Genomic DNA, 23,740 nt, shown 5'->3' with positions numbered 1-23,740 from the left:
GCTTAAGTAACATCATGTTATTTATTTTACATAATGTTATGCGGGTGATTTTTATTCAGCTAAAATTCCGACAAGGATCGAAAATATGAGTGACAAGGAATTAATTCAAGCCAATCTAGGCCGCCGCAACTTCCTTAAAGGTGCAACGGGTGCCGTTGTTGCTGGTGTTAGTGCTTCCGTTTTTTCAGGAACCGTACAAGCATCAGAACAGAATATTGATTGGAGCTCTGTCTCTCGAAGTGGGAAACACGATAAGCACTTCTGGCGTAAAGTTAAAAAGCAGTTTGTTTTGGATAAACGAACGACCTATATGAACATTGGCACGACAGGTTCGATGCCAAAACAGGTTCTGGATGGTTATGAGCACAATAATAAGTTGGTTGCGAAGTATCCTTGGGACATGAAAGGCAAGTTTGGTAGCTTTCCATATGTATCTGATATGATTGCAGATATTGCTCCAGGTTTTGGTGCAAATGCGGATGAACTCGTTCTAAGCCGTAACACGACCGACGGATTGTGTTCTATCATCAATGGGCTTCATTTTGAACCAGGTGATGTCATCTTAACCACACACCATGAGCATGTGGCAGCCACCTCGCCATTGAACGTTGTTAAACATCGTTTTGGTGTCGAAGTGGTAGAGATTCAACTTCCAGTATTCACAGGCACAGAAAACGTCACTGAGCAAGATTATGTTCAAGCTTTCCGCGATGCGATTGAAACCCACCAAAATGTTCGTCTTATTGTCTTCTCCCATATCACCTATAAAACGGGCACTACACTTCCTGCAAAGGACATCTGCTCTCTAGCTAAACACTATCATATTCCGACACTAGTTGATGGTGCGCACACTGTTGGCATGTTTGCATTAGATTTGCATGATATGGATTGTGATTTCTATACAGGTTCTGGTCATAAGTGGCAGTGCGGACCGGGTGCTACAGGTATCTTGTATGTACGTGATAATGGTAAGCGCCTGAACGAGTATTGGAGCGATCGTCAGAACCCATTATGGATGATCAATTCGTCGTTATCTCATGCTGATTACTTAGGAAAGCAACTGCAAATGCAATATGTTGGTAACGATAACTATCCAGCAAAACAAGCATTGGCTGACAGTTGTAAAATGTGGGATGAAATTGGCCGTGAGCGTATTCAAGAACGTGTTTTAGCATTAAGTCACCAATGTAAGACGTTGCTTACGGATGCCTTACCACATTCAAAAATGTACTCACCAAACGTAGAGGGGTTAGCAAGTGGCTTAACGACGTTCAACCCATTTAATGATGTCACTGATGAAGAACGCTTAACATTGTTCCGTGATCGTCTTCGCGAAGAGTACGGTTACATTATTCGTACAACGAGCTTTAAATTGTACAAAGATGATGCTTATGAAACGCATGCGCTTCGTATTTCAACTCACTTGTTCCACGATGAGCAAGATGTTGAAGGGTTAGTAGAGGCAATTGAAGACCTTTACTACTCATTCTAACACTGATAGCGATCACCAAAGCGCCCACCTATTGGGCGCTCTTTGAAACAGAAGGAATTTGACTATGCTATGTATGTCCTTTAAGCAACGTCTTGCGACGATGGTGATGTGTGCAACGTCACTGTTCTCTTTGAGTACTTTCGCCAATGACCTTCAAGAAATCAAAGATGCTGGTGTGTTGCGTCATCTTGGCGTGCCTTACGCAAATTTTGTTTCGTATATTGAGCAAGGAGAAGTGGCGACGCTATCCGGTTTAGATGTTGAAATCATAAAGGGCTTTGCGCAATCTCTTGGCGTTCGATACGAATATGTGCCAGCACAGTGGAACAATGTGGTTGGTAAATTGACGGGGCAGCAGGTCGCCTACAAAGATAACCAAATGATACAAGGTGAGAAGATGCCCATCGAGGGTGATTTGATTGCCAATGGTGTCACGATTCTTGATTGGCGAAAGGAAGTAATCGATTTTTCAGAAGACTATTTTCCTTCAGCGGTATGGCTTGTGGCTCGTACAGACTCTTCTTTGATACCAATTGAGCCTACAGGATCAATAGAACAAGATATCGTGAAAGTAAAATCGCTTATTAAGGGGCGTGAAGTACTTGCTATGGAACACTCTTGTCTTGACCCTAACCTCTACGATCTTTACGACACAGGAGCAACGGTAATTTTGCCTGATGGTCAGCGTCGATTAAATGAAATGGTTCCCGCAATCATGAAAAATGATGCTGAGAGTACGTTGCTCGATGTTGCTGATACACTCATCGCGCTAGAAAAATGGCCGGGTGAAATTAAAGTGATTGGCCCAATATCTGAAAATCAAAAAATGGCCGTTGCATTTAGAAAAAACTCACCTGAACTAAAAAACGCATTCAACCAATACTTGCGTTCAATTAAACAAGATGGCACCTACCAATCCTTGGTAGAAAAATACTACCCATCGATTTATTATTTTTATAATGACTATTTCTTAGCAGATAGTAAGAAACATTTATGATTAAATCTGCAAAAAAAATCTCAAGTAAGAAAATTATTACCGTATGTGCCATATTGGTTTCGCTTTATTTGGCGATGATTATTACGGTAACAAGTTTAGGTCAACATAAGTTAAAAGACTCTCAATACAGGGAGCTTGATTTAAAAGTTAAGAGTTATGCCGGTACGTTAAATAATCTATTTACTATTGCCAGTGAAGATATAGACCATTTATCAACGGATAAAACCGTACAAACGTTTTATGCCAATCTTGCCTCGGGCATGTCGATGGAGTATGGGTTAGGGGCAAGTCTGATTAATCTAAAAAGGAAATTAAGCGAAAAAGCAGAGACAAGGTTTGCGAATGACCTCGATATTTACAAGAGATTGAGCCTAATCGGCTTGGATGGGAAGCTGATTGTGACAACCGGAGCCCCTACCCATGCACGTATTGATGTCGCAGGACTCATGAATGATCATAACCATGATGAAGAAGTCAGGGCGATACGTGAAAATGGCAATGTTATTATTCAAGTCATTAAACCGGTGCGATTTTCAGGAAAATCGGTTGGTTATTTAATTGCGGATATAAACAAAGATGTCGTGATATCACAGCTAACGAATCAAGAACACGAGGGCAGTTACAGCCGTATGGTACTTGAGATCAACGATATAGAAATGGTCGTTTGGGATTCCATCAGCGGTAAATTAGAGCAGGAAAACAATTTCACGCCAGAAGCACTTGAAAATGAGCTTCAGCAAAAAATCTATTTTGAAGTTCCGATTGATAATCATCATTTTAAATTGATGGCTTGGTTTGAGTCACTCAGTGAACGCGACCTTTATACATCAAGAATCTTTATCTCTGGGTTGAGTGTGCTCGCCATCATGATCGTTCTGGGGTTGCTATACGCGTTTAATCTTAATAACACTCGAGTTGGACTAAAAATAAAGTTAGAGGAAGAGCAGAAACGCAAAGAGTTTTTATCCCAGCAAAACCAGCGATTGACGAATGAAATAGAGCGACGTCGTTCGTCAGAAATGGAGCTAGAGTATCAAGCAAAACATGATGCGCTGACAGGGTTGCCAAATCGTTCTAACGGATCTGAGCGCTTGGAAGTCGAATTATCAAGAGCGAAGCGAGCAGGAACGAATGTGCTAGCCATGTTTATCGATTTGGATCATTTTAAGCAAATCAATGATTCCATGGGGCACATGGTTGGTGATGAGATTTTAAAACTCGCCGCTGATCGCTTGCATCAAACCGTGCGTAAATCGGATCTTCTAGCTCGAATTGGTGGTGATGAATTTTTGCTTGTGATCCCTGACTTACGTGATAAGGAAAGTGCTAAGCGTGTTGCATCAACCGTTTTATCCGTGTTTAACGAGCCGTTTAGTTGGCAAAATCAAGAATTCTTCCTATCGGTCAGTGTAGGTATGTCGATTTACCCTGATGATGGTCATAACGCTCAGCAATTGTTAGCGTCTGCTGATATGGCGATGTATCGCGTTAAGCAAGATGGTCGCAATGCTTTTTGTTTTTATGATCAGAATATGAACCAAGACTTACAGAGATTTTTAGATTTAGAAAGCCGCTTGCGTCATGCCATTTCACATGATTTGTTGGAACTCTACTATCAGCCAATCATTGCATTAGAAACTGGACGTATCGTGGGAGCAGAAGCCTTAATGCGTTGGAATGATGAAAAGTTTGGTTTTGTTAGTCCGGATGAGTTTATCGCGATTGCAGAGAAAAATGGTCTGATCCATCAACTCGGTGATTTTGCGATTCGTCAGGCTTGTTATCACGCTGCGCAGTGGCAAAGCATCGCACCACTCGTTGTATCAGTTAACTTCTCTAGTGTGCAGTTCCGTTATTGTGACCGATTGTTTGATCAAATTAAGCGCTATTTAGACGCATCAGGTTTACCGGCAGATAAGTTTGATATCGAAGTGACAGAAAGCTTGTTGTTTAATCATAGCGACGAACTGATGGACTTGTTAGAACGCTTGAGAGCTCTTGGTGCGAAGTTGACCATTGATGATTTTGGCACAGGGTATTCTGCATTGAGTTACCTACAGAAATTCCCTTTTGACCGCCTTAAGATTGACCGAAGCTTTATGCAAACCATGTTTGAGAATGATTCCGATCGAGAGTTGGTTAACGTTATCATTGCAATGGCGAAAGCGCTTAACTTGCAAATTGTCGCTGAAGGTATTGAAGAGCAGCGACATGTGGATTATTTAACAAACTTAAACTGTGAATTTGGGCAGGGCTTCCACTATAGCCGTCCTTTGCCAGCGATAGAATTTGAGTCACTTCTTAAACAATCATTATTGTTATAACTTTCTTTTTCAATCTCTTAGTAAAGCATTAGTGTATTTATTCCTCAGGTTCACTAATGCTTTTCCACCTTGAGGGATAATCGTTTTTCTTTCCTTGAATTACACTACACTTAAATGATGTGTAATAGTCTGTGACTCCCGTCACATAAAGGCTTACCCTAATTCAAAACGAGTAAAAACTCGACACTATAAACAGGAAGGAATTACGAATGTCTTCTGCATTTTACCAACAGATCCAAGAGCAAATCGAAGAAGTAAAGGCTGAAGGTCTTTACAAAGCAGAACGTATTATTACGTCGCAACAGCAAGCTGCGGTAAAAATCTCTACGGGTGAAGAAGTTCTTAACTTCTGTGCGAACAACTACCTTGGTCTTGCAAATCATCCTGCGCTGATTGACGCTGCAAAAGCGGGCATGGATGAACACGGTTTTGGTATGGCATCAGTACGTTTCATTTGTGGTACTCAAGATAGCCATAAAGAGCTTGAGCAGAAGCTTTCTAAATTCCTGGGTAAAGAAGATACCATTCTTTACACGTCTTGTTTCGATGCAAATACAGGCCTGTTTGAAACTATTTTAGGTGCAGAAGACGCGATTATTTCAGATGCGTTAAACCACGCATCAATCATTGATGGTGTTCGTCTGTGTAAAGCGATGCGTTTTCGCTACTCAAACAACAACATGGAAGAGCTAGAGCAACAACTGATCGCCGCAAAAGAAGCGGGCGCACGCCACATTCTTATCGTGACAGACGGTGTGTTCTCTATGGATGGTGTGGTTGCGAACCTTCCTGCTATCTGTGATCTTGCAGATAAGTACGGCGCACTAACCATGGTTGATGATTCTCACGCAGTGGGTTTCATGGGCAAAAATGGCGCGGGTACTCATGAATACCACAATGTGGTTGATCGCATCGACATCATCACAGGTACGTTAGGTAAAGCAATGGGTGGCGCGTCAGGTGGCTACACATCGGGCAAAAAAGAAGTGATCGACTGGTTGCGTCAGCGTTCTCGCCCGTACCTATTTTCTAACTCTGTTGCACCAGCAATCGTAAGCGCATCTATCCGCGTTCTTGACCTACTAGAGCAAAGCGGTGACCTACGTGATCACCTATGGGAAAACGCAGCACACTTCCGTGCACGTATGGAAGGCGCGGGTTTCACAATGGGTGGTGCGGATCACGCGATCATTCCTATCATGCTTGGTGATGCAAAAGTAGCGGCAGAATTTGCTGAACGCGCGCTAGAGAAAGGCATCTACGTAATTGGTTTCTCGTTCCCAGTGGTACCAAAAGGTCAAGCACGTATCCGTACTCAAATGTCTGCGGCGCACTCACGTGAGCAACTAGACCGTGCAATCGACGCGTTTATCCAAGTTGGTAAGGACATGGGCATCATCTAAGCCCTGTTGATACCAAGAACGAATTTCTTGCCTCGCCGTTGCGGGGCAATATTAGGTAACGATTATGAAAATTAAAGCACTATCAAAGCTAAAGCCTGAAGAAGGCATCTGGATGACTGAGGTTGATAAACCTGAAATGGGTCATAATGACATCCTGATCAAAATCAAGAAGACTGCGATCTGTGGTACAGACGTACACATCTACAACTGGGACGAATGGTCACAAAAAACCATTCCTACGCCAATGGTTGTTGGTCATGAATATGTGGGCGAAGTCGTTGCGATTGGTCAGGAAGTTCGTGGCTTTGAAATCGGTGACCGCGTATCTGGCGAAGGTCACATCACGTGTGGTCACTGTCGTAACTGTCGTGGTGGCCGTACTCACCTATGCCGCAACACAATTGGTGTGGGTGTAAACCGTGAAGGTGCGTTCGCAGAATACCTAGTAATCCCAGCATTTAACGCGTTCAAGATCCCTGAGGGCATCTCTGACGATCTAGCGTCTATCTTTGACCCGTTTGGTAACGCAGTACACACAGCGCTTTCTTTCGACCTCGTAGGTGAAGACGTGCTGATCACAGGTGCTGGCCCAATCGGTATCATGGCAGCAGCCGTAGCGAAACACGTTGGTGCTCGTCACGTTGTGATCACAGACGTAAACGAATACCGCCTAGACCTTGCTCGTAAGATGGGCGTAACACGCACAGTAAACGTAGCTGAAGAGAAACTAGAAGACGTCATGTCTGAGCTAGGCATGACAGAGGGCTTCGACGTAGGTTTAGAAATGTCTGGTAACCCATCAGCATTCAACTCAATGCTTAAAACCATGAACCACGGTGGTCGTATTGCGCTACTAGGCATTCCACCATCAGACATGGGTATCGACTGGAACCAAGTTATCTTCAAAGGCTTGGTGATCAAAGGTATCTACGGCCGCGAAATGTTTGAAACGTGGTACAAGATGGCAAGTCTTATCCAATCAGGCCTAGATCTAACGCCAATCATCACACACCACTACAAGATTGACGACTTCCAAGAAGGCTTCGACGTCATGCGTAGCGGGGCTTCTGGCAAAGTTATTCTTGATTGGGAGTAATAGATAGCTCACATCTATGTGACTTTTTAAATGCCTCAAGAGTTTCTTGAGGCATTTTCCTATTCAACATCGTCAAATGTAAGCAATGCTATTCACTGGTGATAGTTACGTGAGGAAACGCAACCATACAGTCTCTATTCTGAATGCAAGTTTTCGATTTTTGTTGTTCTTTCCTCGTCATTCAGGCTCTTTTTCTTTGCTACAGTTCCTGTTTCAATCCGCTAACTAAAGTTAACGATACCATCTAACTGTGAATAGGAATTTGATTTGCATTCAAGGAACTCAAGACCCCATGGTTCAAAATAACGATTCGATCTACTTGGTTTATCGTTTCAGGCCTGTGTGCAACAATAATTCTAGTCATCGTCAGTGACTTAATGTTTTTACCTATATTCAGCTCGTTTTGAACATCAAGATGACTTGTTGCTTCATCCAGGAATAAGATTTTTGGCTCTTTGTAAAACGCTCTAGCAAGCAGAAGTCGTTGTATCTGTCCTCCAGAAAATTGACTTCCCATATCGCCAACCAACGAGTTATATGCCATTGGCATAGATGTAATATCGACATCTATTGCAGCTTGATTGGCTGCCTTTTGGACCTTTAAGAGGTTTGGTTCAGGATCGAAGAATGTAATATTATCCAATACGGACCCGGTTAAAAGAGTGTCATCCTGCATCACGGCGGCGATTTGTTTTCTATACTCGACTAATCCAATGTGCCGTACATCTTTCCCATCGATTAAAATGCGCCCTTCATTAGGCTCTAGGAGTCCAAGCATCAGTTTCATTAAGGTGCTTTTTCCACAGCCAGAGTTGCCAATAATTGCTAATGACTCACCAGACTTAATCGTTAGATTACAATTTTTCACAATCCAAGGTTGGCTATTTCCGTATTTAAAACTCACATTCTCTAAGCGAAGTTCTCCTTTTATCTTACCAAGAGGAAGTTGGCCTTTACGGTTTTTTTCTATTTCAGATAGTGCGATATCGGAAATTCGCTCTAAATGAAGCTTCATCATACGAAAGGATATAATTTGCTCTACTAGTGTTACGATATGACTTGTAAATTGGCCTTTATATGCCATAAAAGCAAGTAACATTCCAACTGTTAAAAGGCCATCCATAACTAGGAATGCTGAAAAGTAAACAATAGCGATGTTTTCCAAGCCAAACAAAAAATTATTTGCTGCTTTAAAACTAATATCAAGTTTGCCTAACCTTATTTCGGCGTTTATCAATTCGGCATAGCGGTTTTGCCAAAGACTCTGTCGCATATGTTCATTGCCATGAAGTTTAATCGTTTGAATTCCGCGTATTGTCTCCAAAAAGTTACTTTGCTCTTTAGCGCCTGATTGGATCATTTCTTCTGTATTCCGTTTGAAACTTGGATACAATAAAATTCGAAGTAGTATGTAAATAATCACTGTGAAAATTACCACAAGGGTAAGTTTTGTTGAGTATACAAACATCATTGTCAAAACGGTTATAGACATAAAACCGTCCATAATAGTTTCCGTCACTCCGGTGGTTAACCGCTCTCTAATTTGATTTAGCGAACTAAATCTTGATACTAAATCTCCAATATGCCGCTTTTCAAAGTAGCTCATTGGTAATTTTAATAAGTGTCTCAAAAGATTAACACCCATTTGCATATTCAGCATGCTAGAAAGTCTCAATATTAGATAGCTTCTGACCGCCGTTGAAAATGTATTAATAATGGTAAGAAGGGCGAATCCTATTGCCAGCACCATTAGTAAAGGTTTATCTTGGCTTAATAGAACTTCATCTATCACCCATTGCATATAGTATGGATTCGTTAATGCTATAAACTGTAAAACTAAAGAAAGTGCGAGTAATGAAATTAGTCCAGACTTCAATCCTACGATTTTTGTCCATAACTGAGAGAGACGCATGCTCTCTCTACTATCACCTTTTTTGAAGTTGCTTGTTGGAATTAATTCTAATGCAACACCTGTATAATGGTCACTAAATTCTCTTAACGTAAGCTTACGTTTTCCTGCAGCGGGGTCGTTTATATAAATGCCTTGTCTTGATACACCAGTAAGTACAACAAAGTGGTTAAGATCCCAGTGCAGTATACATGGGACAGTTAACTTACCTATATCTTCTAGTTGGCATTTTAAAGCACGACAGGATAGATTTAAATTACTTGCTACCGAGATCATTTGACGGAAGTTCATACCTCCAAAGCTAGCTGTATAGGAGCTCCTCAACGAAGCAATATCAAGCTTGTGGCCATAATAACTTGATACCATAGCTAAGCATGCTAAACCACATTCTGCAATTTCTGTCTGCATGATAATGGGTAGCCGACGCTTCCCCGAATACTCAAGTAGATCCAATGGTTTTTGCATTAACCGACTCTCCCTCGTAAACTATAAATAGGATCAAGCAGCCATTGGAAAAGTGATCGTTTTTCAAGAATAATATCAGCTTCCAACAACATTCCAGTTTTCAATGGGAACTTTTCTCCATACGCTTTGATTGATTGCCTTTCTAATTTAACTTGCACACGATAAACAGGTTCATCTAGTATAACTGGAACATCAAGTTCGTTATTTACGACAGTTGATTTGTCAATCCTCGTTACCGTGCCAGTAATAAAACCAAATCGCTGGTAAGGAAATGCTTCAAATCTCAATCTAGCTTCGTCATTCTTTTGTACAAAGCCAGCAGATCGAGTTGGGAAAAATAATTCTGCCACTAACTCTTCGTCAATTGGAATTATACTTAATAATGGCCGGTTGATTGATAAATGCTCACCTTCTTTTGCTGAAATAGCGGTGACTACACCAGAATCTTTAGCGATAATACTAAAAGTATAATTATTTTTTGCCTCATTTATTTTCCTGTCCAAAACCGAGGTTTCTTTTAATATATTTGTAATTCGTAGTTTCAATTCATGAGGTATTTTATCAATATTATAATTAATGTCATTTATCTGAGTTAACATAGATAATTTGCTAGTGACGGCATTTAATAATGCCTCTTTTGAGTGTAATAATTCTTGTTCCTTTTTTTGAACATCAATTTTTGATATGAAGTTTTTTTTTGAAAGGTGTTGATAATGCTGATACTCGTTACGATGAATTTGATGCTTTCTTTCTAATAGTTGTATTTTTTTGTCCAAGTTTTCAACTGATGATTGAAGATATTTATGCTTTGTTTTTAGTGCCTTAACCTCTCTTTTCATTAGTGATTCGGTCTCTTTCAAATCACGATTTAATAGTTTTACTTGTTGTTCAAGTGTAGATATTACGTTCTTGCTCAAATCAATTCCGTTAACTTGAGGGCGACTTAAAACCACTTTTGCTAATATATCACCTTTTTTAACAATTTTACCATCACTAATAAATAGAGTGTCTAAAGTCCCTGAACGGTTTGGATATATCTTTATCAGCCCTGAGTTTGGGACTAAGTAGCCTTTAACAGTTTCTTTTCTTGAATAATTAGAGTTAAAAAGGAATATTAATAGTAATATAATGAAAGTAAGAATAACTAAAACAGGAGTGTAGATTGAAAATGGCTGAGTTAGTGATACTTCACCTAGCAACTTTTTTCCATGATAGTCGATTGCTTGTTTTCTAAACATTATTATTTTCTTGTTAAAAGCACATAAAAACTTATGTGCTTTTCAGTAAATTAAATTTTTAGCGGTTTTCTATGTGCAATATAAATGTAATTCCAATATTGCTTTACGGTTGTTTGGATTTTTTCTTTAGTGTGCGAAAGATAGAAAGTGTTGCAGTTGAACTAAATCCAGCTACAAACAAACTATGGTGAAGAAGTATTTCTGTTGGGAATATATATATATATATATATGTAGAAAAACTCCGACAATTGCTCCCAAAAAAAACTGAAAAAAGACTAATCCATTTATTCATAGAAAAATTATTTCTTGGCAGCATTTGGCATGACGTCATGGCATACTTTTGTTATAGCTCCGCCAGCAACAGCTCCACCATAGGCTCCACCATAAGCTCCAAATGTCGCACCAGTAATGGCTCCGCCGACTGCCGCTCCTGCAAAGCCACACCCACTCATTCCTCCAGGAGAAAATATATTACTTATACCATACACTGCCATTCCACCAATTGCCCCAACAATAGCGCCACCAACGTGATGTAAACCACCTCCATTGATTTGTTCCATTTCTTCTATAGTTAGCTCTTGTAATGTATAACTCATTAAAATATTCCTTATCTTGTTTAATTGGTATGTTTAAATAGATGGAATAAAGTTTTTAGCTATTGTTTTACGTTATGTAAAATGATTTTTTTACCTTGAAGTCGGTGTGCGACCGCCTTAACATATTGACTAAATGTAAATGTTGATTGGGTATGTGTTGCTAGGATTTACAACATCTCACAAAATAGTTATTTGATATTTATGTTATTTGGTAAGTAATGGGTAAGAATCCTTGAGTACTAAGAGGCTATATAAATAAGCACTTGATTTCAGTTATGCGAACTAATTTCAGGTGGTAAAACAGGCTTGGAATCCTACGGCATCAAGAGTGGAGTAGGCTTAGAAATGGTCGTATTTGATCTTTCACACCTTTAAATAGCGGTTTTGCGTGCATAACACGATATCAAACAGAGAAACAGGTATGATTGAATCTACTCAACTTGACTCTATTGCTTAATTTATGTAGGGAAAAACACCGGACAGTCTAAGGTGATATATATCAGAAATTCACAAATTCATCCAAGAGCTGTTTCTGATTTCGAGGAGCCGACCTGTGTGTCGTCTAATGAATTAATTAAGTGGCCCCAAGAAGTTCTCGGGGCCACTTTGACGGGTGGATAGGATTATCAAATCTGGCTTATATCGAGCTCTATGTTTAGCGGAGTACTTGGCAGCTATTCCTTATCCCACATTACATCGCACTTATCTCGTGAAGCAGCGCTGAGAAGTTCTATCAATGGAAGCGCTCGGTTTTTTAAGCTAACGGCATTTCCCATTACATCTTCATCATCTTCAAAGCTTTCAATTTCAGGCAGATCGCTTTCATGTTTCAAACTTTGCTGCAAATGTTCGAGTGCGCTCGGTACATCTTCGGCCTCTATAACGCCAGGAATGTTCGTACTTTGCCCCATCATCTTCAACATATGCGATGCAATATCGTGAAACATGATGATGTTTGAATATGATTTACAGCTGAATTTAACAAGCATGGCAGGCTACCTTATTGATTGACTGAACAAATTTATACTTAATCTTAGACCATAGGTTGCATTTAGAGTATGACGATAAAGCCAAACTCACATTTCATCTTCGTACATAACTGTAGGCACGGGCTGTTAAGCAAGGAATAAATCTAAACAGGTTATAATGCTCCCTCGTTATCTTGCATCACTTGTGTTGAGCCTTGCAGATCTTGCACTAACTGCACAGGATCCAATTTGAGTGTTTGAGTCGGGAACGCGATATCAGCGTCATGCTTTTTAATGATGGCCATGACTTGCAGTAGCACATCTTGTTTAACTTCATGATAGCGGATCCAGTTGACGGTCTTAGTAAAGGTGTAAATGAAGAAGTTTAATGATGATGCACCAAAGGAATCAAAATTCACGATTAAGGTTTGGCGGGCATCAATGTCTTTGTGGTTTTTGAGCATTTCTCGTACTTCATCAATAATAGCTGGTACTTTATCTGCATCATCGTAACGTAAGCCTATCGTCTCAAAAATACGGCGGTTGAGCATGCGTGACGGGTTTTCTACCACGATATTACTAAAAACAGAATTTGGAACATACAACGGGCGTTTATCAAATGTACGGATGCTGGTCATACGCCAACCAATGCGCTCTACCGTTCCTTCAATTTGACGATCTGGCGACCGAATCCAGTCTCCAACTTTGAAAGGTCGGTCGAAGTAAATCATCAATCCCCCAAAGAAGTTCGATAGCAGATCTTTCGCTGCTAAACCGACAATTAAGCCACCGACACCACCAAAGGTGAGCAAGCCAGATAGGCTGAGACCAAATGCTTGCATCACGGTGAGTACGCCAATCACAATGAAAAACAGGCGAGCAACTTTGGCTATGGCTTGAACAGTCGTCTCATCACGAGTTTTTTGCTCTAAAACGTAGTCTTCTACATTTGTGATGAGGCGCATGACTATCCAGACAAGTACGCTGATCACAAGGATCAGTTTTAGTGTGCTTAGCCAGTTAAACTTATTACCCAATTCACTTTGTAAGACGATTCCGAGTGATACGGTTGCTGGCCAACACCAAATTAACGTACTCACAGGGGTCTTGAGCGCTTCAAGTAACAGATCGTCCCAATGGAAAGGGGTCTTCTCTACCAGAATGGATAAGCGGGAGTGCAGCACTCGCCATGCAATCCAAGCAAAAAAGCTGGCAATGGTGATAAATAAAACGCTGCTGCTCCACTGTTGATGGTGAGCCAAGACGTAATTTTGAAGCTCAGTAAGCCACGGTGACATAAATAAGGTTTCTTACAAAAGGACAATAGGTAAAAGGTAACAAAAATTCGGCCTTTGCCCTAGTGGAATCATTGACATAGCAGAAACGAGAAGTTTGTTAACCATAGTGTTTATCTATCCGTTATTGATGTTTGGAGTGCTGAGAGCGTAAGAGATTCAATGAATGAATTGTTTGTACTCTGACTCATCCCTAACATTTATCAGACTCTAGTGTGAGAATGTATGTGCAGAAAAAATAACGGAGGAAAATATGGAACTGACAGAGCTGGATCGAAATGCGCTCTACGACATTTGGATGTCGCAAAAAGCAAAAATGCACATGACACAAATGGAGATGGCAAAGCGACTTGGCTTAGGGTTGCATGAGTTTACTGCGTTATTGCGTGGCAATGCGCCTTTGACTTTAACGTTCGTTAACCAATTATGCGAACAGCTACACGTTCGCCCAAGTCAGGTTATTCCCTCTTTTTTTGAACGCGAACTGGTGGCGCCGGGAGCGGTATATTTGCAAAATCGTGTGATGGTGGATGGTGAAATTCGAAATGTATTCATTGAAGGCAACCAAGTCATTATTGAGTATGAGCACCAAATCAGTTAACCCATGACTGGGTAGTAGACTGCGAGTGTTTTAATGCTCGCAATCTTAGGCTTCTCTGAGAGATTCGTTTATTAAGCATTGGTTTGCTTGATAGGCTGTTTACTAAAAGTGGCGAACTAAAGAGTCACTCGAGAGGTCGGAAATGGTTTTTGCTCCCGTCAGCGTCATGGCAACACGCATTTCCTTATCGTAAAGATCGAGCAAGTTTTCGACACCATCCCCACCTTGTGCTGCGAGAGCATAAACAAACGATCGGCCAAGTAATGTACAATCTGCGCCTAATGCGAGCATGCGTACGACATCCAAACCAGTGCGTATTCCGGAGTCGACGAGGATTTTGATGTCTCCTTTTACAGAATCGGCAATGTTAGGTAAGGCTCGCGCAGTAGACAGTACACCATCTAATTGACGACCGCCGTGATTAGATACCACAATACCATCGGCTCCGAAACGTACCGCATCTTTAGCGTCTGCTTCATCTAATATGCCTTTGATGACCATTGGTCCATCCCAAAAATCACGAATCCACTCGAGATCTTTCCAAGAGATGGATGGGTCAAAGTTTGCGCCTAACCAACCGATGTAATCTTCCAATTTAGTCGGCTCACCACGGTAGGCAGAGATATTGCCTAAATCATGGGGTTTACCTAACAAACCCACATCCAATGCCCAGGCTGGGTGACGCATGGCTTGAAATACACGACGCAACGCGGCATTTGGCCCACTCATTCCAGACCGCATATCACGATAACGAGCCCCTGGCACCGGCATATCAACTGTGAAAACGAGGGTAGACACCCCAGCAGCTTTTGCTCGTTCTAAAACGTTTTTCATGAATCCGCGATCTTTGAGCACATAAAGTTGAAACCACATTGGGCGTGTGATCGCTGGTGCCACTTCTTCTATCGGGCAAACGGATACGGTCGACATTGTAAAAGGTATGCCTTTTTTCTCCGCCGCTTTTGCGGTTTGAACTTCTCCGCGTCGAGCGTACATACCCGTTAAACCGACCGGCGCCAGCGCAATAGGCATCGCGAGTTTCTCTCCGAAGATTTCAGTTTCTAGGCTGAGATCGCTCATGTCTCGCAGAACGCGTTGACGCAATGCCACATGGCTCAAATCTTCGGTATTGCGTTGAAGCGTATGTTCGTTGTAAGAGCCGCCATCAATATAATGAAAAAGGAACGGAGGCAGCTTGGCTTTCGCGGCGGCTCGATAATCAGTAGAAGCAGAGATAATCATGATGGTGTCCTGATTCGTATTCAAAGGTTGCGTTTCAATTCATCCCCGACAGATAAGAGGGTTGTAATTAATTTGTTTTCATTTTGTTAACTTATCTCTTTATTTTTTATTAATATAGAGAAATAATGAAATTGATTTTTTCCAAAAGTGACCTAATCAATGCGTGCAGATGACCTAATACTCTTTTCTCAAGTCGTAGAAATGGGCAGCTTCAGTAAGGTGGCAGAAGAAAATAGCCTGACAAATTCAGTAGTTAGCAAAAGAATCGCGCGGCTCGAAGAAGAGATTGGCGTTCAACTATTATATCGAACAACGCGCAAATTAACGCTGACTGAAGCAGGGCAAGCACTATTGCACAGCGCTAAAAATGTGAAGCAAGCAACTCAAGAAGCGAGGGATGCGGTTTCGGGTTTTGGTGAGAACATCAGTGGTCATATCAAAATGTCGGTGCCCACCATCTCTGGGGATCTCATTTTAGCGGATGCTGTGGCTGAGTTTTGTAATATGCATCCAGGCTTAACGGTCGATATGTCACTGGATAATCGATTTGTGGATTTAGTTTCTGGTGGCTATGATTTGGTCATTCGCACTGGTTATTTGGAAGATTCTAGCCTTATTGCTCGACATATTTTGGACTCTCAATGGGTTGTTTGTGCTTCCCCCTCTTATATCGCCAAAAATGGCAAGCCGATACAGCCGCTCGATCTGATTGCTCATAATTGCCTGCAGTACGCGTACCAAACGACAGGGGCGACAGACTGGCAATTTAAAGGAAAAGAGGGGAACTATATCGTCAAAATTTCAGGCTCATTTTCTACTGACAATGCAACAGCACTGAGAAAGGCCGCACTAGGTGGTCATGGTATCGCTTATGTTCCTCGTTGCTTGGTGTATCATGACATTCGCAACGGTCAACTTGTGGACATTTTTCCTGAACTCGTCGGCAAAAAATTGGGTGTTTATGCGGTTTACCCATTTACTCGCCAGCCGCCAAATAAAGTCAAATTACTCATTGAGCACATTCGTGAACGGTATTTGACGATTTCACATTACTTTTGAGTCGTACTAGGTTTGAGTTGAATTGAATTGTTTTTTAGTTGAATGAGTTTTGACTTGTATCTATCTCGTCTAGATGAATCATATATTCACTAAATGTTTCAATCTTTAGGTTGAAATTCCGTACCTACGCCCTAAGGTAGGTATTGAGAATAAATCTCAACAAAATAATAAAAGAAAGTACTAGCAATTAATGACTTCAAATGGAGCAACACGGACGTTATGCATTATCCAAAAACTCGTAAAGATTCTGTCGTGGACACCTATTTTGGACACGACATCGCAGACCCATATCGCTGGCTAGAAGATGATCTTAGCCAAGATACCGCAGAGTGGGTTACTGGGCAAAATTCAGTAACTTTTGACTATCTCGGTCAAATCCCTTTTCGTCAACAAATTCGCGACTTGGTGGCAAACAGTCAAAACTATGAGAAGTACTCGCAACCTTTTGTTCACGGTGACTACACCTATTTCTATAAAAACGATGGGCTGCAAAATCAGAGCGTGCTTTATCGTAAAAAAGGGGATGAAGAAGCGGAAGTTTTCTTAGATCCCAATACCTTTTCTCAAGAGGGGACGACTTCGCTTGGAGAGGTGAAATTCTCTAAAGACAATCGCTTAGTGGCCTACTCAATCTCTGAGGGTGGCAGTGATTGGCGTAAGATTTTTGTTATTGATACTGAAACCAAGCAGCAAATAGAACCTGAAATTGTCGATGCAAAATTTACTGCGATTTCTTGGATTGGTAGCAAAGGCTTTTACTACTCTAGCTATGACAAGCCAAAAGGCAGTGAACTGTCTGCCCGTACAGATCAACATAAGCTTTATTATCATGAGCTTGGTACACCGCAATCTGAAGATAAAGTGGTGTTTGGCGCGTTGGAATCTCAAAAGCACCGTTACGTTTCAGGTATCACGACGCATGATGACCGATTTTTGGTGATTACTGGAGCAGAATCGACTTCAGGAAATCGACTTTTTTATGTTGATTTAGAATCCCAAAACCAAGCCGTTATCTGTTTGCACGATACGACCGATGGTGATACTTACCTGGTTGATAGCCAAGACAATACGATCCTGTTTTACACCAATCTAGATGCACCCAACGGCAAAGTAGTGAGTTATCATACTCAAGCGCAGCAATGGGATGTTGTTATTGCGGAGCAAGATCAGCCATTGGAAATCAGTAAAGGTGGTGGTTCTCTCTTTGCGACTTATATGGTCGATGTGCTCTCGAAGATACAGCAATACACATATCAAGGTGAGTTAGTGCGTGAAGTTGCGCTTCCAGGTCAGGGCACTGTTTATGGTTTGCAGGGCCGAATAGAGGACAAGACGCTTTATTACACCTTTACTAATTATGTTACCCCTCCAACCATTTTTTCTTTTGATGTTGATACTGGAGATTCTAAACTGTATCAAGAATCGAAAGCCCCATTTGAGCGTATGAACTACCAATCTAAGCAAGTGTTCTATACCTCGAAAGATGGTACCAAAGTGCCGATGATCATCTCGTACAAAAAAGGCACCAAGCTAGATGGCAGCGCACCGACAATGCTCTACGGATATGGTGGTTTTAACATCAGCCTGACGCCTATGTTTTCCGGTAACGTTGCGAACTGGTTGGAACTTGGCGGTATTTATGCGGTAGCGAACATGCGTGGAGGTGGCGAGTACGGTAAAGCATGGCACAACGCAGGCACTCAGCAACAAAAGCAGAATGTGTTTGATGACTTTATCGCAGCTGCAGAGTACTTAATTGAGCATGATTACACGAGTTCGGAACGTTTAGCGATTCGTGGAGGGTCAAACGGTGGTTTGCTTGTTGGGGCTTGTATGACTCAACGTCCAGAGTTGTTCAAAGTGGCGCTGCCTGCGGTGGGTGTTTTAGATATGCTTCGATACCACACGTTTACCTCCGGTGAGGGATGGAAGTATGATTTTGGCACATCAGAGCAAAGCGAAGCAATGTTCCAGTATATTCTGGGTTATTCACCAGTGCACAATGTCAAAGAAGGAGTGGCTTATCCTGCGACGCTAGTCACTACTGCCGATCATGATGATCGTGTAGTACCTGCCCACTCATACAAGTTTATTGCTGAGTTGCAAGACAAGCATCGCGGAGACAATCCGGTGTTGATTCGTATCGATGTCAATGCAGGCCACGGTGCTGGCATGCCGCTAAGTAAACAGATTGACCTGACAACAGACTTGTATGCTTTTACATTGTTTAATATGGGGATTGAATCTCTGTAGTTTGCATTGCTGAGTTTCAACCATAAAAAATGCCGCGACTAAAATCGCGGCATTTTTTTATGGCTGGTGGGAACTCAAGGCATACGTCAGGTTGACTAAGCCTGACTCTTGAACCAACCAGTTTCGGCGGCCAAACCGAATGGCAGCTATACCATTTTCTTGGATGTGGTAATGAATTAAACCACATCACTATTCTAGTTTACTCATATGAAATTGTGATGAATTAACGTGAATTTATATAAATGTAGGCTCACTATGTGAGATAGCGCATTTAGCGCTGCTTAACATTCATTATCCATCTTCCTAAAACTTGATTGCGACAAATATTAAATGATATTGATTATCAATTGCAAGTTTATTTTTCCTATTTATTCGCCAAATGGCTGCTCGTAAAATGTTCGAACGGACTGGTGTGGAAGATAAATCACTTAAATTTAAACAAATAATCTCTACACTGAGATAAAGACAATAAGAAAAAGGAAATGAATATGGCAGTACAAAGATTGGAAGCAACACAGCTGTATTCTGTCGCTGGGCTAGAAAATATGCCATGTAAGTCGACCAAGGAATTAGCCCCAATTGATGAAATCGTTGGTCAAGAACGCGCACAAAAAGCGGTAGAGTTTGCGATGTCGATCAAGGAGAAGGGCTACAATATCTATGCCATTGGTCAAAATGGTTTAGGTAAGCGTACGATGATTTTACGCTACTTAAATCGTCATCAACACGATGATGCTGCCCAGTTTGATTGGTGTTACGTTGCAAATTTTGAAGATACGCGAACACCAAAAGTGCTCAAATTGCCTTGTGGTATCGGCAGTAAATTAAAAGTCGATATTGAGAAGTTGATGGGCAAGTTGCTCAATGCGCTGCCACTCGCCTTTGACAATGAGATGTACTATAGCCGAGCTGACCGTCTTAAAAATCAGTTGGCAAATAAACAGCAACTTGAGCTGGATAGCATCAGCAAAGAGGCGAAAGAAAAAGGCATCAGTTTAACTATTACAACTCAAGGCGATTACCAATTCGTCGCGATGAATGGGGAAGAACTTCATACTGAAGAGTCATTTGATGAGTTAAGTAAGAAAGAACAAGAGTATTTCAGTAGCAGCATTGATGAATTAGAAGTGAGCCTAAGGAATATGATTCGTGAGCTTACTGAATGGGAAGATTCATTCAGTGAGAAAATCAAAAAGCTCAATGATGATGTTACCCTCGATGTGATCACTCACTTCATTAAACAGTTGAAAGTGGATTACGCTGAGTATCCAGAAATCAAAACCTACTTGACTGAATTGCAGAGAGATATCGTTGAGAATGCGGATATTTTTCTTGAGCAAAGTGGTGAGCAAGGCGAGATTGCGACAGCGTCACTAGATAAAAAATTACCACGCCGATACAAAGTGAATGTCTTAGTGAATCGCAGTCATTGTGACTTTCCAATTGTGGTGGAAGAAAACCCCAACTACCACTCGTTATTCGGTTCGATTGAGACAGCAACGTTTAAAGGAACGGTGTTTACTGATTTCTCTTTAATTCGTGCGGGCAGTTTACACAAAGCTAATGGTGGCGTGTTACTAATGGATGCTCAGAAAGTTCTTGAGCAGCCTTATGTATGGGATGGTTTAAAGCGTGCTTTGCGTTCTCGTCAGCTGAGCTTCACCTCGCTTGAGAAAGAAGTGACTCTGACTGGTGCGGTATCATTAGATCCTGAACCGATCCCATTGGACATCAAGATTATCTTGTTTGGTGATTACCGAACTTATCAATTGCTGCAACATTACGATCCAGAATTTGGAGAACTATTCCGAGTAACGGCTGATTTTGAAGATGAAATGAAACGTACGCCGGATTCAGAGCTGCAATATGCACGCTTTATTTCAAGCGTTGTACACGATAACAATTTACTCCATTGCGATAGAAAAGCCATTGCTCGCATTATTGAGTACAGTTCTCGTTTGTCAGGCGATCAAACAAAATTGTCTTTGCATTCTGCCAATATTGCTAATTTACTTCGTGAATCCAACTACGTTGCACGTCAGGCAAATTCCAACATGATTCGTATTGGGCATGTAGAGGAAGCATTAAAGAACCAAGAGATGCGCGTCAGTCGCTTACAAGACAGTGTGATGGAAACATTCGTGAATGGCACAACGTTAATTCATACAGAGGGTTCTGCAGTTGGTCAAGTCAATGCCTTATCGGTACTGAGCACCAGCGATCATATGTTTGGTGCACCAAACCGAATCACGGCCACAACCTGCTATGGTGATGGGGAAGTGATTGATATTGAACGTAGTGTCGATCTTGGTGGCAGTATTCACTCAAAAGGTGTGATGATCCTGTCGGCCTATTTGTCTTCGGTATTTGGTAAAACGGCACGTGTCCCACTGACCACTACGATTACGTTTGAGCAATCTTATGGAGGTGTAGATGGTGATAGTGCAAGTATGGCGGAGTTTTGTGCCGTGGTTTCTGCATTTTCTCGTCAACCAAACCGTCAGGATATTGCGATTACCGGTTCAATGAACCAATTTGGTGAAGCGCAACCTATTGGTGGTGTTAACGAAAAAATTGAGGGTTTCTACGACGTTTGTGTGATCAAAGGTCGTCATATTGGACAGGGGGTCATCATTCCTCGTTCAAATGTCCATAATCTTATGCTTCGTCAAGATGTGGTTAAAGCGGTAGAAAGAGGTGACTTCCATATTTGGGCGATCGATCATGTCAGCGAGGCCATTGAACTCTTTACTGGTAAACCAGCGGGAGAAGCAACGGATGAGGGCACGTATCCGATTGATACTATCTTTGGGTTGGCTCAAGCAAAACTGAATGCTCTTCGGAAATAGCGCGTTTATACCCTCCTGATTCGTCATAAATTAGTATGGCGGCAATATTCTGTCCAATGACAAAATATTGTCGCCTAAATACATGAATTTATGGCTGTTCTATACTAGACAAAAGTGTGATCAACCTCTAATATTTGCGCCCCTTGTTGCCTGCATCATTGTGTGAGCTAGCAACTAGGCCGATACGCAAAAATTAGAGGTTTACCATGCAGCTTTCACTTAAAAACTTGTCTGTTCGTACACAGGTTTTGATTCCCGTTTTATTTACAGCACTGACGGTGTTTATTGGTTTGTGGTTCGCGAAGAGCAATCTTGATACCGAACAAGCATTGGTGACTGATAATTCCAATTCATTGGTGTTCTACCAAGACACGATTTCTCGAATTGACGACAACATTTACCCATTACGAATCAGTGCGGTTTACGCAATCTATGATGCATCACGTCGTGAGAGCTTTTTAAATGAATTGAAAGCGGGTATGCGAGTGATTGATCTTGATCTAAATAAGATCGAAGCGCGTGGTACATTCCGTACCGAGGCGACGGAAATTCGTAAAAGCATTGAAGCGTACGTGGACTACTCAATGCGTTCAGTGCAAGTTTTTGACCGTCATGACAAAGGATTAGTATCGGATCAAGAATACCATTCTTTCGTTTCCCAATACCGTATTGTTGGTAACGAAATGATTGAACAAATTAACGGACTTTCTCAACGTTTAAACCAAGTTGCAGCGCAAGCAAATGAGACAAGTACCCGTCAAATGAATCGTGTTGAAACGAATGCTATGTTGATTATTGCCGCTGTATTCGTGGTTTCTCTTGTGGTGGCTTGGATCCTATCTGGCATGATCGTCAGCCCAATTAAAACGTTACAATCGACTATGCGCCAGCTAGCGGCGGGTGATCTATCTGTGCGTGCGACGGTGGATGGCGAGAATGAAATTGCTCAACTGAGTAAAGACGTTAACCAAACGGCGGTTCAACTACACGGTACGGTTGAGCAGCTAATGCGAATCAGTGAAGAAGTTGCTTCTGCGTCGACAGAGCTAGCAGCGGTAATGACTCAAGCAGAGGCTAACGCACAACAAGAGTTGGCGGAAATTGAGCAAGTTGCGTCAGCGGTGAACGAGCTAGCATGTACGGCGGATAATGTCAGCGATAATGCGCTTGCAGCGGACTCAACGGCTCGCGAAGCTGATGGTCTAGCGCAATCTGGCCTAACGATTTTCCAAGAAAGTGCTCAAGCGAGTGAACAGATGTCGGGCGCTCTTAATGATGCAGCACAAGTGGTACTTCGACTAAAAGAGCAATCTGAGCAAATCAGCAACGTGATTGAAGTGATTCGTGGCGTTTCTGAGCAGACTAACTTGTTAGCGCTTAACGCAGCGATTGAAGCGGCTCGTGCCGGAGAATCTGGCCGTGGTTTTGCAGTCGTTGCAGATGAAGTACGTATGCTTGCGGCAAGAACGCAAGATTCGACTCAAGAAATTCAAACCATTATTGAAGAGCTTCAAGCTCAATCTGGGTTAGCAAACGACAGCATGCAAGTGAGTATTGAAATGCTGGGCCGAAACAATGAGTTGACTCAGCAAGCAAATGACGCGCTTGTCGGTATTACTGAATCAGTTGTTAATATCAATAATTCAAATACCCAAGTTGCGACTGCCGCAGAACAGCAATCTCAGGTAACACAAGACATCAACCGCAATGTGGTGAATATGTCTGAACTTGTAAACCAAAATGTTGCAGGCATTAGCCAGAGTGCAAGCGCGAGTGCCGAGCTCTCTCTGCTTGCAGAAAAACAGAAAGAGCAGTTGAGCTTCTTTAAACTGTAGTTTTTACGCTAACCGCATAGTCGGCTACGGCTTACTTTCATGCGTTGAAATAAAATTAGCAGAGACAAAAAACAGAAAGGCACCATCGGGTGCCTTTTTGCTTTTTCATATTTATCAC

General features: G+C 41.7%; 16 protein-coding genes. 10 read left to right on the top strand and 6 right to left on the bottom strand.

Going from position 1 to position 23,740, the window contains the following annotated elements; translation table 11 throughout:
- Positions 1 to 85 precede the first annotated feature (85 nt).
- From KHN78_RS18255 to tdh, 5 genes are all read left to right on the top strand, one after another.
- A complete protein-coding gene (locus KHN78_RS18255) occupies positions 86 to 1,492 on the top strand; it encodes an aminotransferase class V-fold PLP-dependent enzyme (RefSeq protein WP_211917907.1) in 1,407 nt (468 codons plus the stop codon).
- A 73-nt stretch (positions 1,493 to 1,565) separates the two neighbouring features.
- The gene (locus tag KHN78_RS18250) at positions 1,566 to 2,489 is read left to right on the top strand and encodes a transporter substrate-binding domain-containing protein (protein WP_411912359.1); all 924 of its coding nucleotides are present in this window, start codon (positions 1,566 to 1,568) and stop codon (positions 2,487 to 2,489) included.
- The gene (locus tag KHN78_RS18245; RefSeq protein WP_211917903.1) at positions 2,486 to 4,813 is read left to right on the top strand and encodes a putative bifunctional diguanylate cyclase/phosphodiesterase; all 2,328 of its coding nucleotides are present in this window, start codon (positions 2,486 to 2,488) and stop codon (positions 4,811 to 4,813) included. Before KHN78_RS18250 ends, KHN78_RS18245 begins: the two co-directional genes overlap by 4 nt.
- Before the next feature lie 209 nt (positions 4,814 to 5,022).
- A complete protein-coding gene (locus tag KHN78_RS18240; RefSeq protein ID WP_128812611.1) occupies positions 5,023 to 6,216 on the top strand; it encodes a glycine C-acetyltransferase in 1,194 nt (397 codons plus the stop codon).
- A 64-nt stretch (positions 6,217 to 6,280) separates the two neighbouring features.
- On the top strand, positions 6,281 to 7,312 hold the full coding sequence (gene tdh, locus KHN78_RS18235; protein ID WP_211917901.1) for an L-threonine 3-dehydrogenase: 1,032 nt from the start codon (positions 6,281 to 6,283) through the stop codon (positions 7,310 to 7,312).
- Between the two features lie 244 nt (positions 7,313 to 7,556).
- Here tdh and KHN78_RS18230 read toward each other — a convergent pair whose 3' ends face one another.
- The 5 genes from KHN78_RS18230 to KHN78_RS18210 form a co-directional block, all read right to left on the bottom strand.
- Positions 7,557 to 9,686: a peptidase domain-containing ABC transporter gene (locus tag KHN78_RS18230; protein ID WP_211917899.1), complete on the bottom strand. Its 2,130-nt coding sequence runs from the start codon at positions 9,684 to 9,686 to the stop codon at positions 7,557 to 7,559.
- Entirely contained in the window at positions 9,686 to 10,924 is a 1,239-nt protein-coding gene (locus KHN78_RS18225) for an HlyD family secretion protein (protein ID WP_211917897.1), read from the bottom strand. The genes KHN78_RS18230 and KHN78_RS18225 overlap by 1 nt, the downstream gene beginning before the upstream one ends.
- A 299-nt stretch (positions 10,925 to 11,223) precedes the next feature.
- The gene (locus KHN78_RS18220; RefSeq protein WP_211917895.1) at positions 11,224 to 11,520 is read right to left on the bottom strand and encodes a class IIb bacteriocin, lactobin A/cerein 7B family; all 297 of its coding nucleotides are present in this window, start codon (positions 11,518 to 11,520) and stop codon (positions 11,224 to 11,226) included.
- Between the two features lie 674 nt (positions 11,521 to 12,194).
- Positions 12,195 to 12,509 carry a DUF1840 domain-containing protein gene (locus KHN78_RS18215; protein WP_211917893.1) on the bottom strand — a complete coding sequence of 105 codons (315 nt, stop codon included), beginning with the start codon at positions 12,507 to 12,509 and terminating at the stop codon, positions 12,195 to 12,197.
- 152 nt (positions 12,510 to 12,661) lie between these two features.
- A complete protein-coding gene (locus KHN78_RS18210) occupies positions 12,662 to 13,786 on the bottom strand; it encodes a mechanosensitive ion channel family protein (protein ID WP_211917891.1) in 1,125 nt (374 codons plus the stop codon).
- 250 nt (positions 13,787 to 14,036) lie between these two features.
- Here KHN78_RS18210 and KHN78_RS18205 point away from each other — a divergent pair, with 250 nt between their 5' ends.
- A complete protein-coding gene (locus KHN78_RS18205; protein ID WP_128812647.1) occupies positions 14,037 to 14,384 on the top strand; it encodes an XRE family transcriptional regulator in 348 nt (115 codons plus the stop codon).
- Between the two features lie 102 nt (positions 14,385 to 14,486).
- On the opposite strand, the gene lldD is transcribed toward KHN78_RS18205, so the two are convergent.
- Positions 14,487 to 15,626 (bottom strand): FMN-dependent L-lactate dehydrogenase LldD, encoded by a 1,140-nt coding sequence (gene lldD / locus KHN78_RS18200; protein ID WP_211917889.1) that lies wholly within the window; start codon positions 15,624 to 15,626, stop codon positions 14,487 to 14,489.
- A gap of 159 nt (positions 15,627 to 15,785) precedes the next feature.
- On the opposite strand from lldD, the gene KHN78_RS18195 reads away from it, so the two are divergent.
- From KHN78_RS18195 to KHN78_RS18180, 4 genes are all read left to right on the top strand, one after another.
- Positions 15,786 to 16,685: a LysR family transcriptional regulator gene (locus KHN78_RS18195; protein WP_211917887.1), complete on the top strand. Its 900-nt coding sequence runs from the start codon at positions 15,786 to 15,788 to the stop codon at positions 16,683 to 16,685.
- 219 nt (positions 16,686 to 16,904) lie between these two features.
- A complete protein-coding gene (locus tag KHN78_RS18190; protein ID WP_211917885.1) occupies positions 16,905 to 18,938 on the top strand; it encodes a prolyl oligopeptidase family serine peptidase in 2,034 nt (677 codons plus the stop codon).
- 488 nt (positions 18,939 to 19,426) lie between these two features.
- On the top strand, positions 19,427 to 21,787 hold the full coding sequence (locus KHN78_RS18185; RefSeq protein WP_211917883.1) for a Lon protease family protein: 2,361 nt from the start codon (positions 19,427 to 19,429) through the stop codon (positions 21,785 to 21,787).
- Between the two features lie 206 nt (positions 21,788 to 21,993).
- Complete coding sequence (locus KHN78_RS18180) at positions 21,994 to 23,622, top strand: methyl-accepting chemotaxis protein (protein ID WP_211917881.1); 1,629 nt, start codon at positions 21,994 to 21,996, stop codon at positions 23,620 to 23,622.
- Positions 23,623 to 23,740 lie beyond the last annotated feature (118 nt).

Origin of the sequence: Vibrio sp. B1REV9 (assembly GCF_905175395.2) — a bacterium.
GTDB classification, from domain to species: Bacteria; Pseudomonadota; Gammaproteobacteria; order Enterobacterales; family Vibrionaceae; genus Vibrio; species Vibrio alfacsensis.
The sequence above is the reverse complement of the archived record's forward strand: the minus strand, read 5'-3'. Positions and strand labels throughout refer to the sequence as shown.

Coding starts and splice junctions, on each gene's coding strand:
- KHN78_RS18255 (WP_211917907.1), top strand. CDS start 86: ATGAGTGACAAGGAATTAATTCAAGCCAATCTAGGCCGCCGCAACTTC.
- KHN78_RS18250 (WP_411912359.1), top strand. CDS start 1,566: ATGTCCTTTAAGCAACGTCTTGCGACGATGGTGATGTGTGCAACGTCA.
- KHN78_RS18245 (WP_211917903.1), top strand. CDS start 2,486: ATGATTAAATCTGCAAAAAAAATCTCAAGTAAGAAAATTATTACCGTA.
- KHN78_RS18240 (WP_128812611.1), top strand. CDS start 5,023: ATGTCTTCTGCATTTTACCAACAGATCCAAGAGCAAATCGAAGAAGTA.
- tdh (WP_211917901.1), top strand. CDS start 6,281: ATGAAAATTAAAGCACTATCAAAGCTAAAGCCTGAAGAAGGCATCTGG.
- KHN78_RS18230 (WP_211917899.1), bottom strand. CDS start 9,686: ATGCAAAAACCATTGGATCTACTTGAGTATTCGGGGAAGCGTCGGCTA.
- KHN78_RS18225 (WP_211917897.1), bottom strand. CDS start 10,924: ATGTTTAGAAAACAAGCAATCGACTATCATGGAAAAAAGTTGCTAGGT.
- KHN78_RS18220 (WP_211917895.1), bottom strand. CDS start 11,520: ATGAGTTATACATTACAAGAGCTAACTATAGAAGAAATGGAACAAATC.
- KHN78_RS18215 (WP_211917893.1), bottom strand. CDS start 12,509: ATGCTTGTTAAATTCAGCTGTAAATCATATTCAAACATCATCATGTTT.
- KHN78_RS18210 (WP_211917891.1), bottom strand. CDS start 13,786: ATGTCACCGTGGCTTACTGAGCTTCAAAATTACGTCTTGGCTCACCAT.
- KHN78_RS18205 (WP_128812647.1), top strand. CDS start 14,037: ATGGAACTGACAGAGCTGGATCGAAATGCGCTCTACGACATTTGGATG.
- lldD (WP_211917889.1), bottom strand. CDS start 15,626: ATGATTATCTCTGCTTCTACTGATTATCGAGCCGCCGCGAAAGCCAAG.
- KHN78_RS18195 (WP_211917887.1), top strand. CDS start 15,786: ATGCGTGCAGATGACCTAATACTCTTTTCTCAAGTCGTAGAAATGGGC.
- KHN78_RS18190 (WP_211917885.1), top strand. CDS start 16,905: ATGCATTATCCAAAAACTCGTAAAGATTCTGTCGTGGACACCTATTTT.
- KHN78_RS18185 (WP_211917883.1), top strand. CDS start 19,427: ATGGCAGTACAAAGATTGGAAGCAACACAGCTGTATTCTGTCGCTGGG.
- KHN78_RS18180 (WP_211917881.1), top strand. CDS start 21,994: ATGCAGCTTTCACTTAAAAACTTGTCTGTTCGTACACAGGTTTTGATT.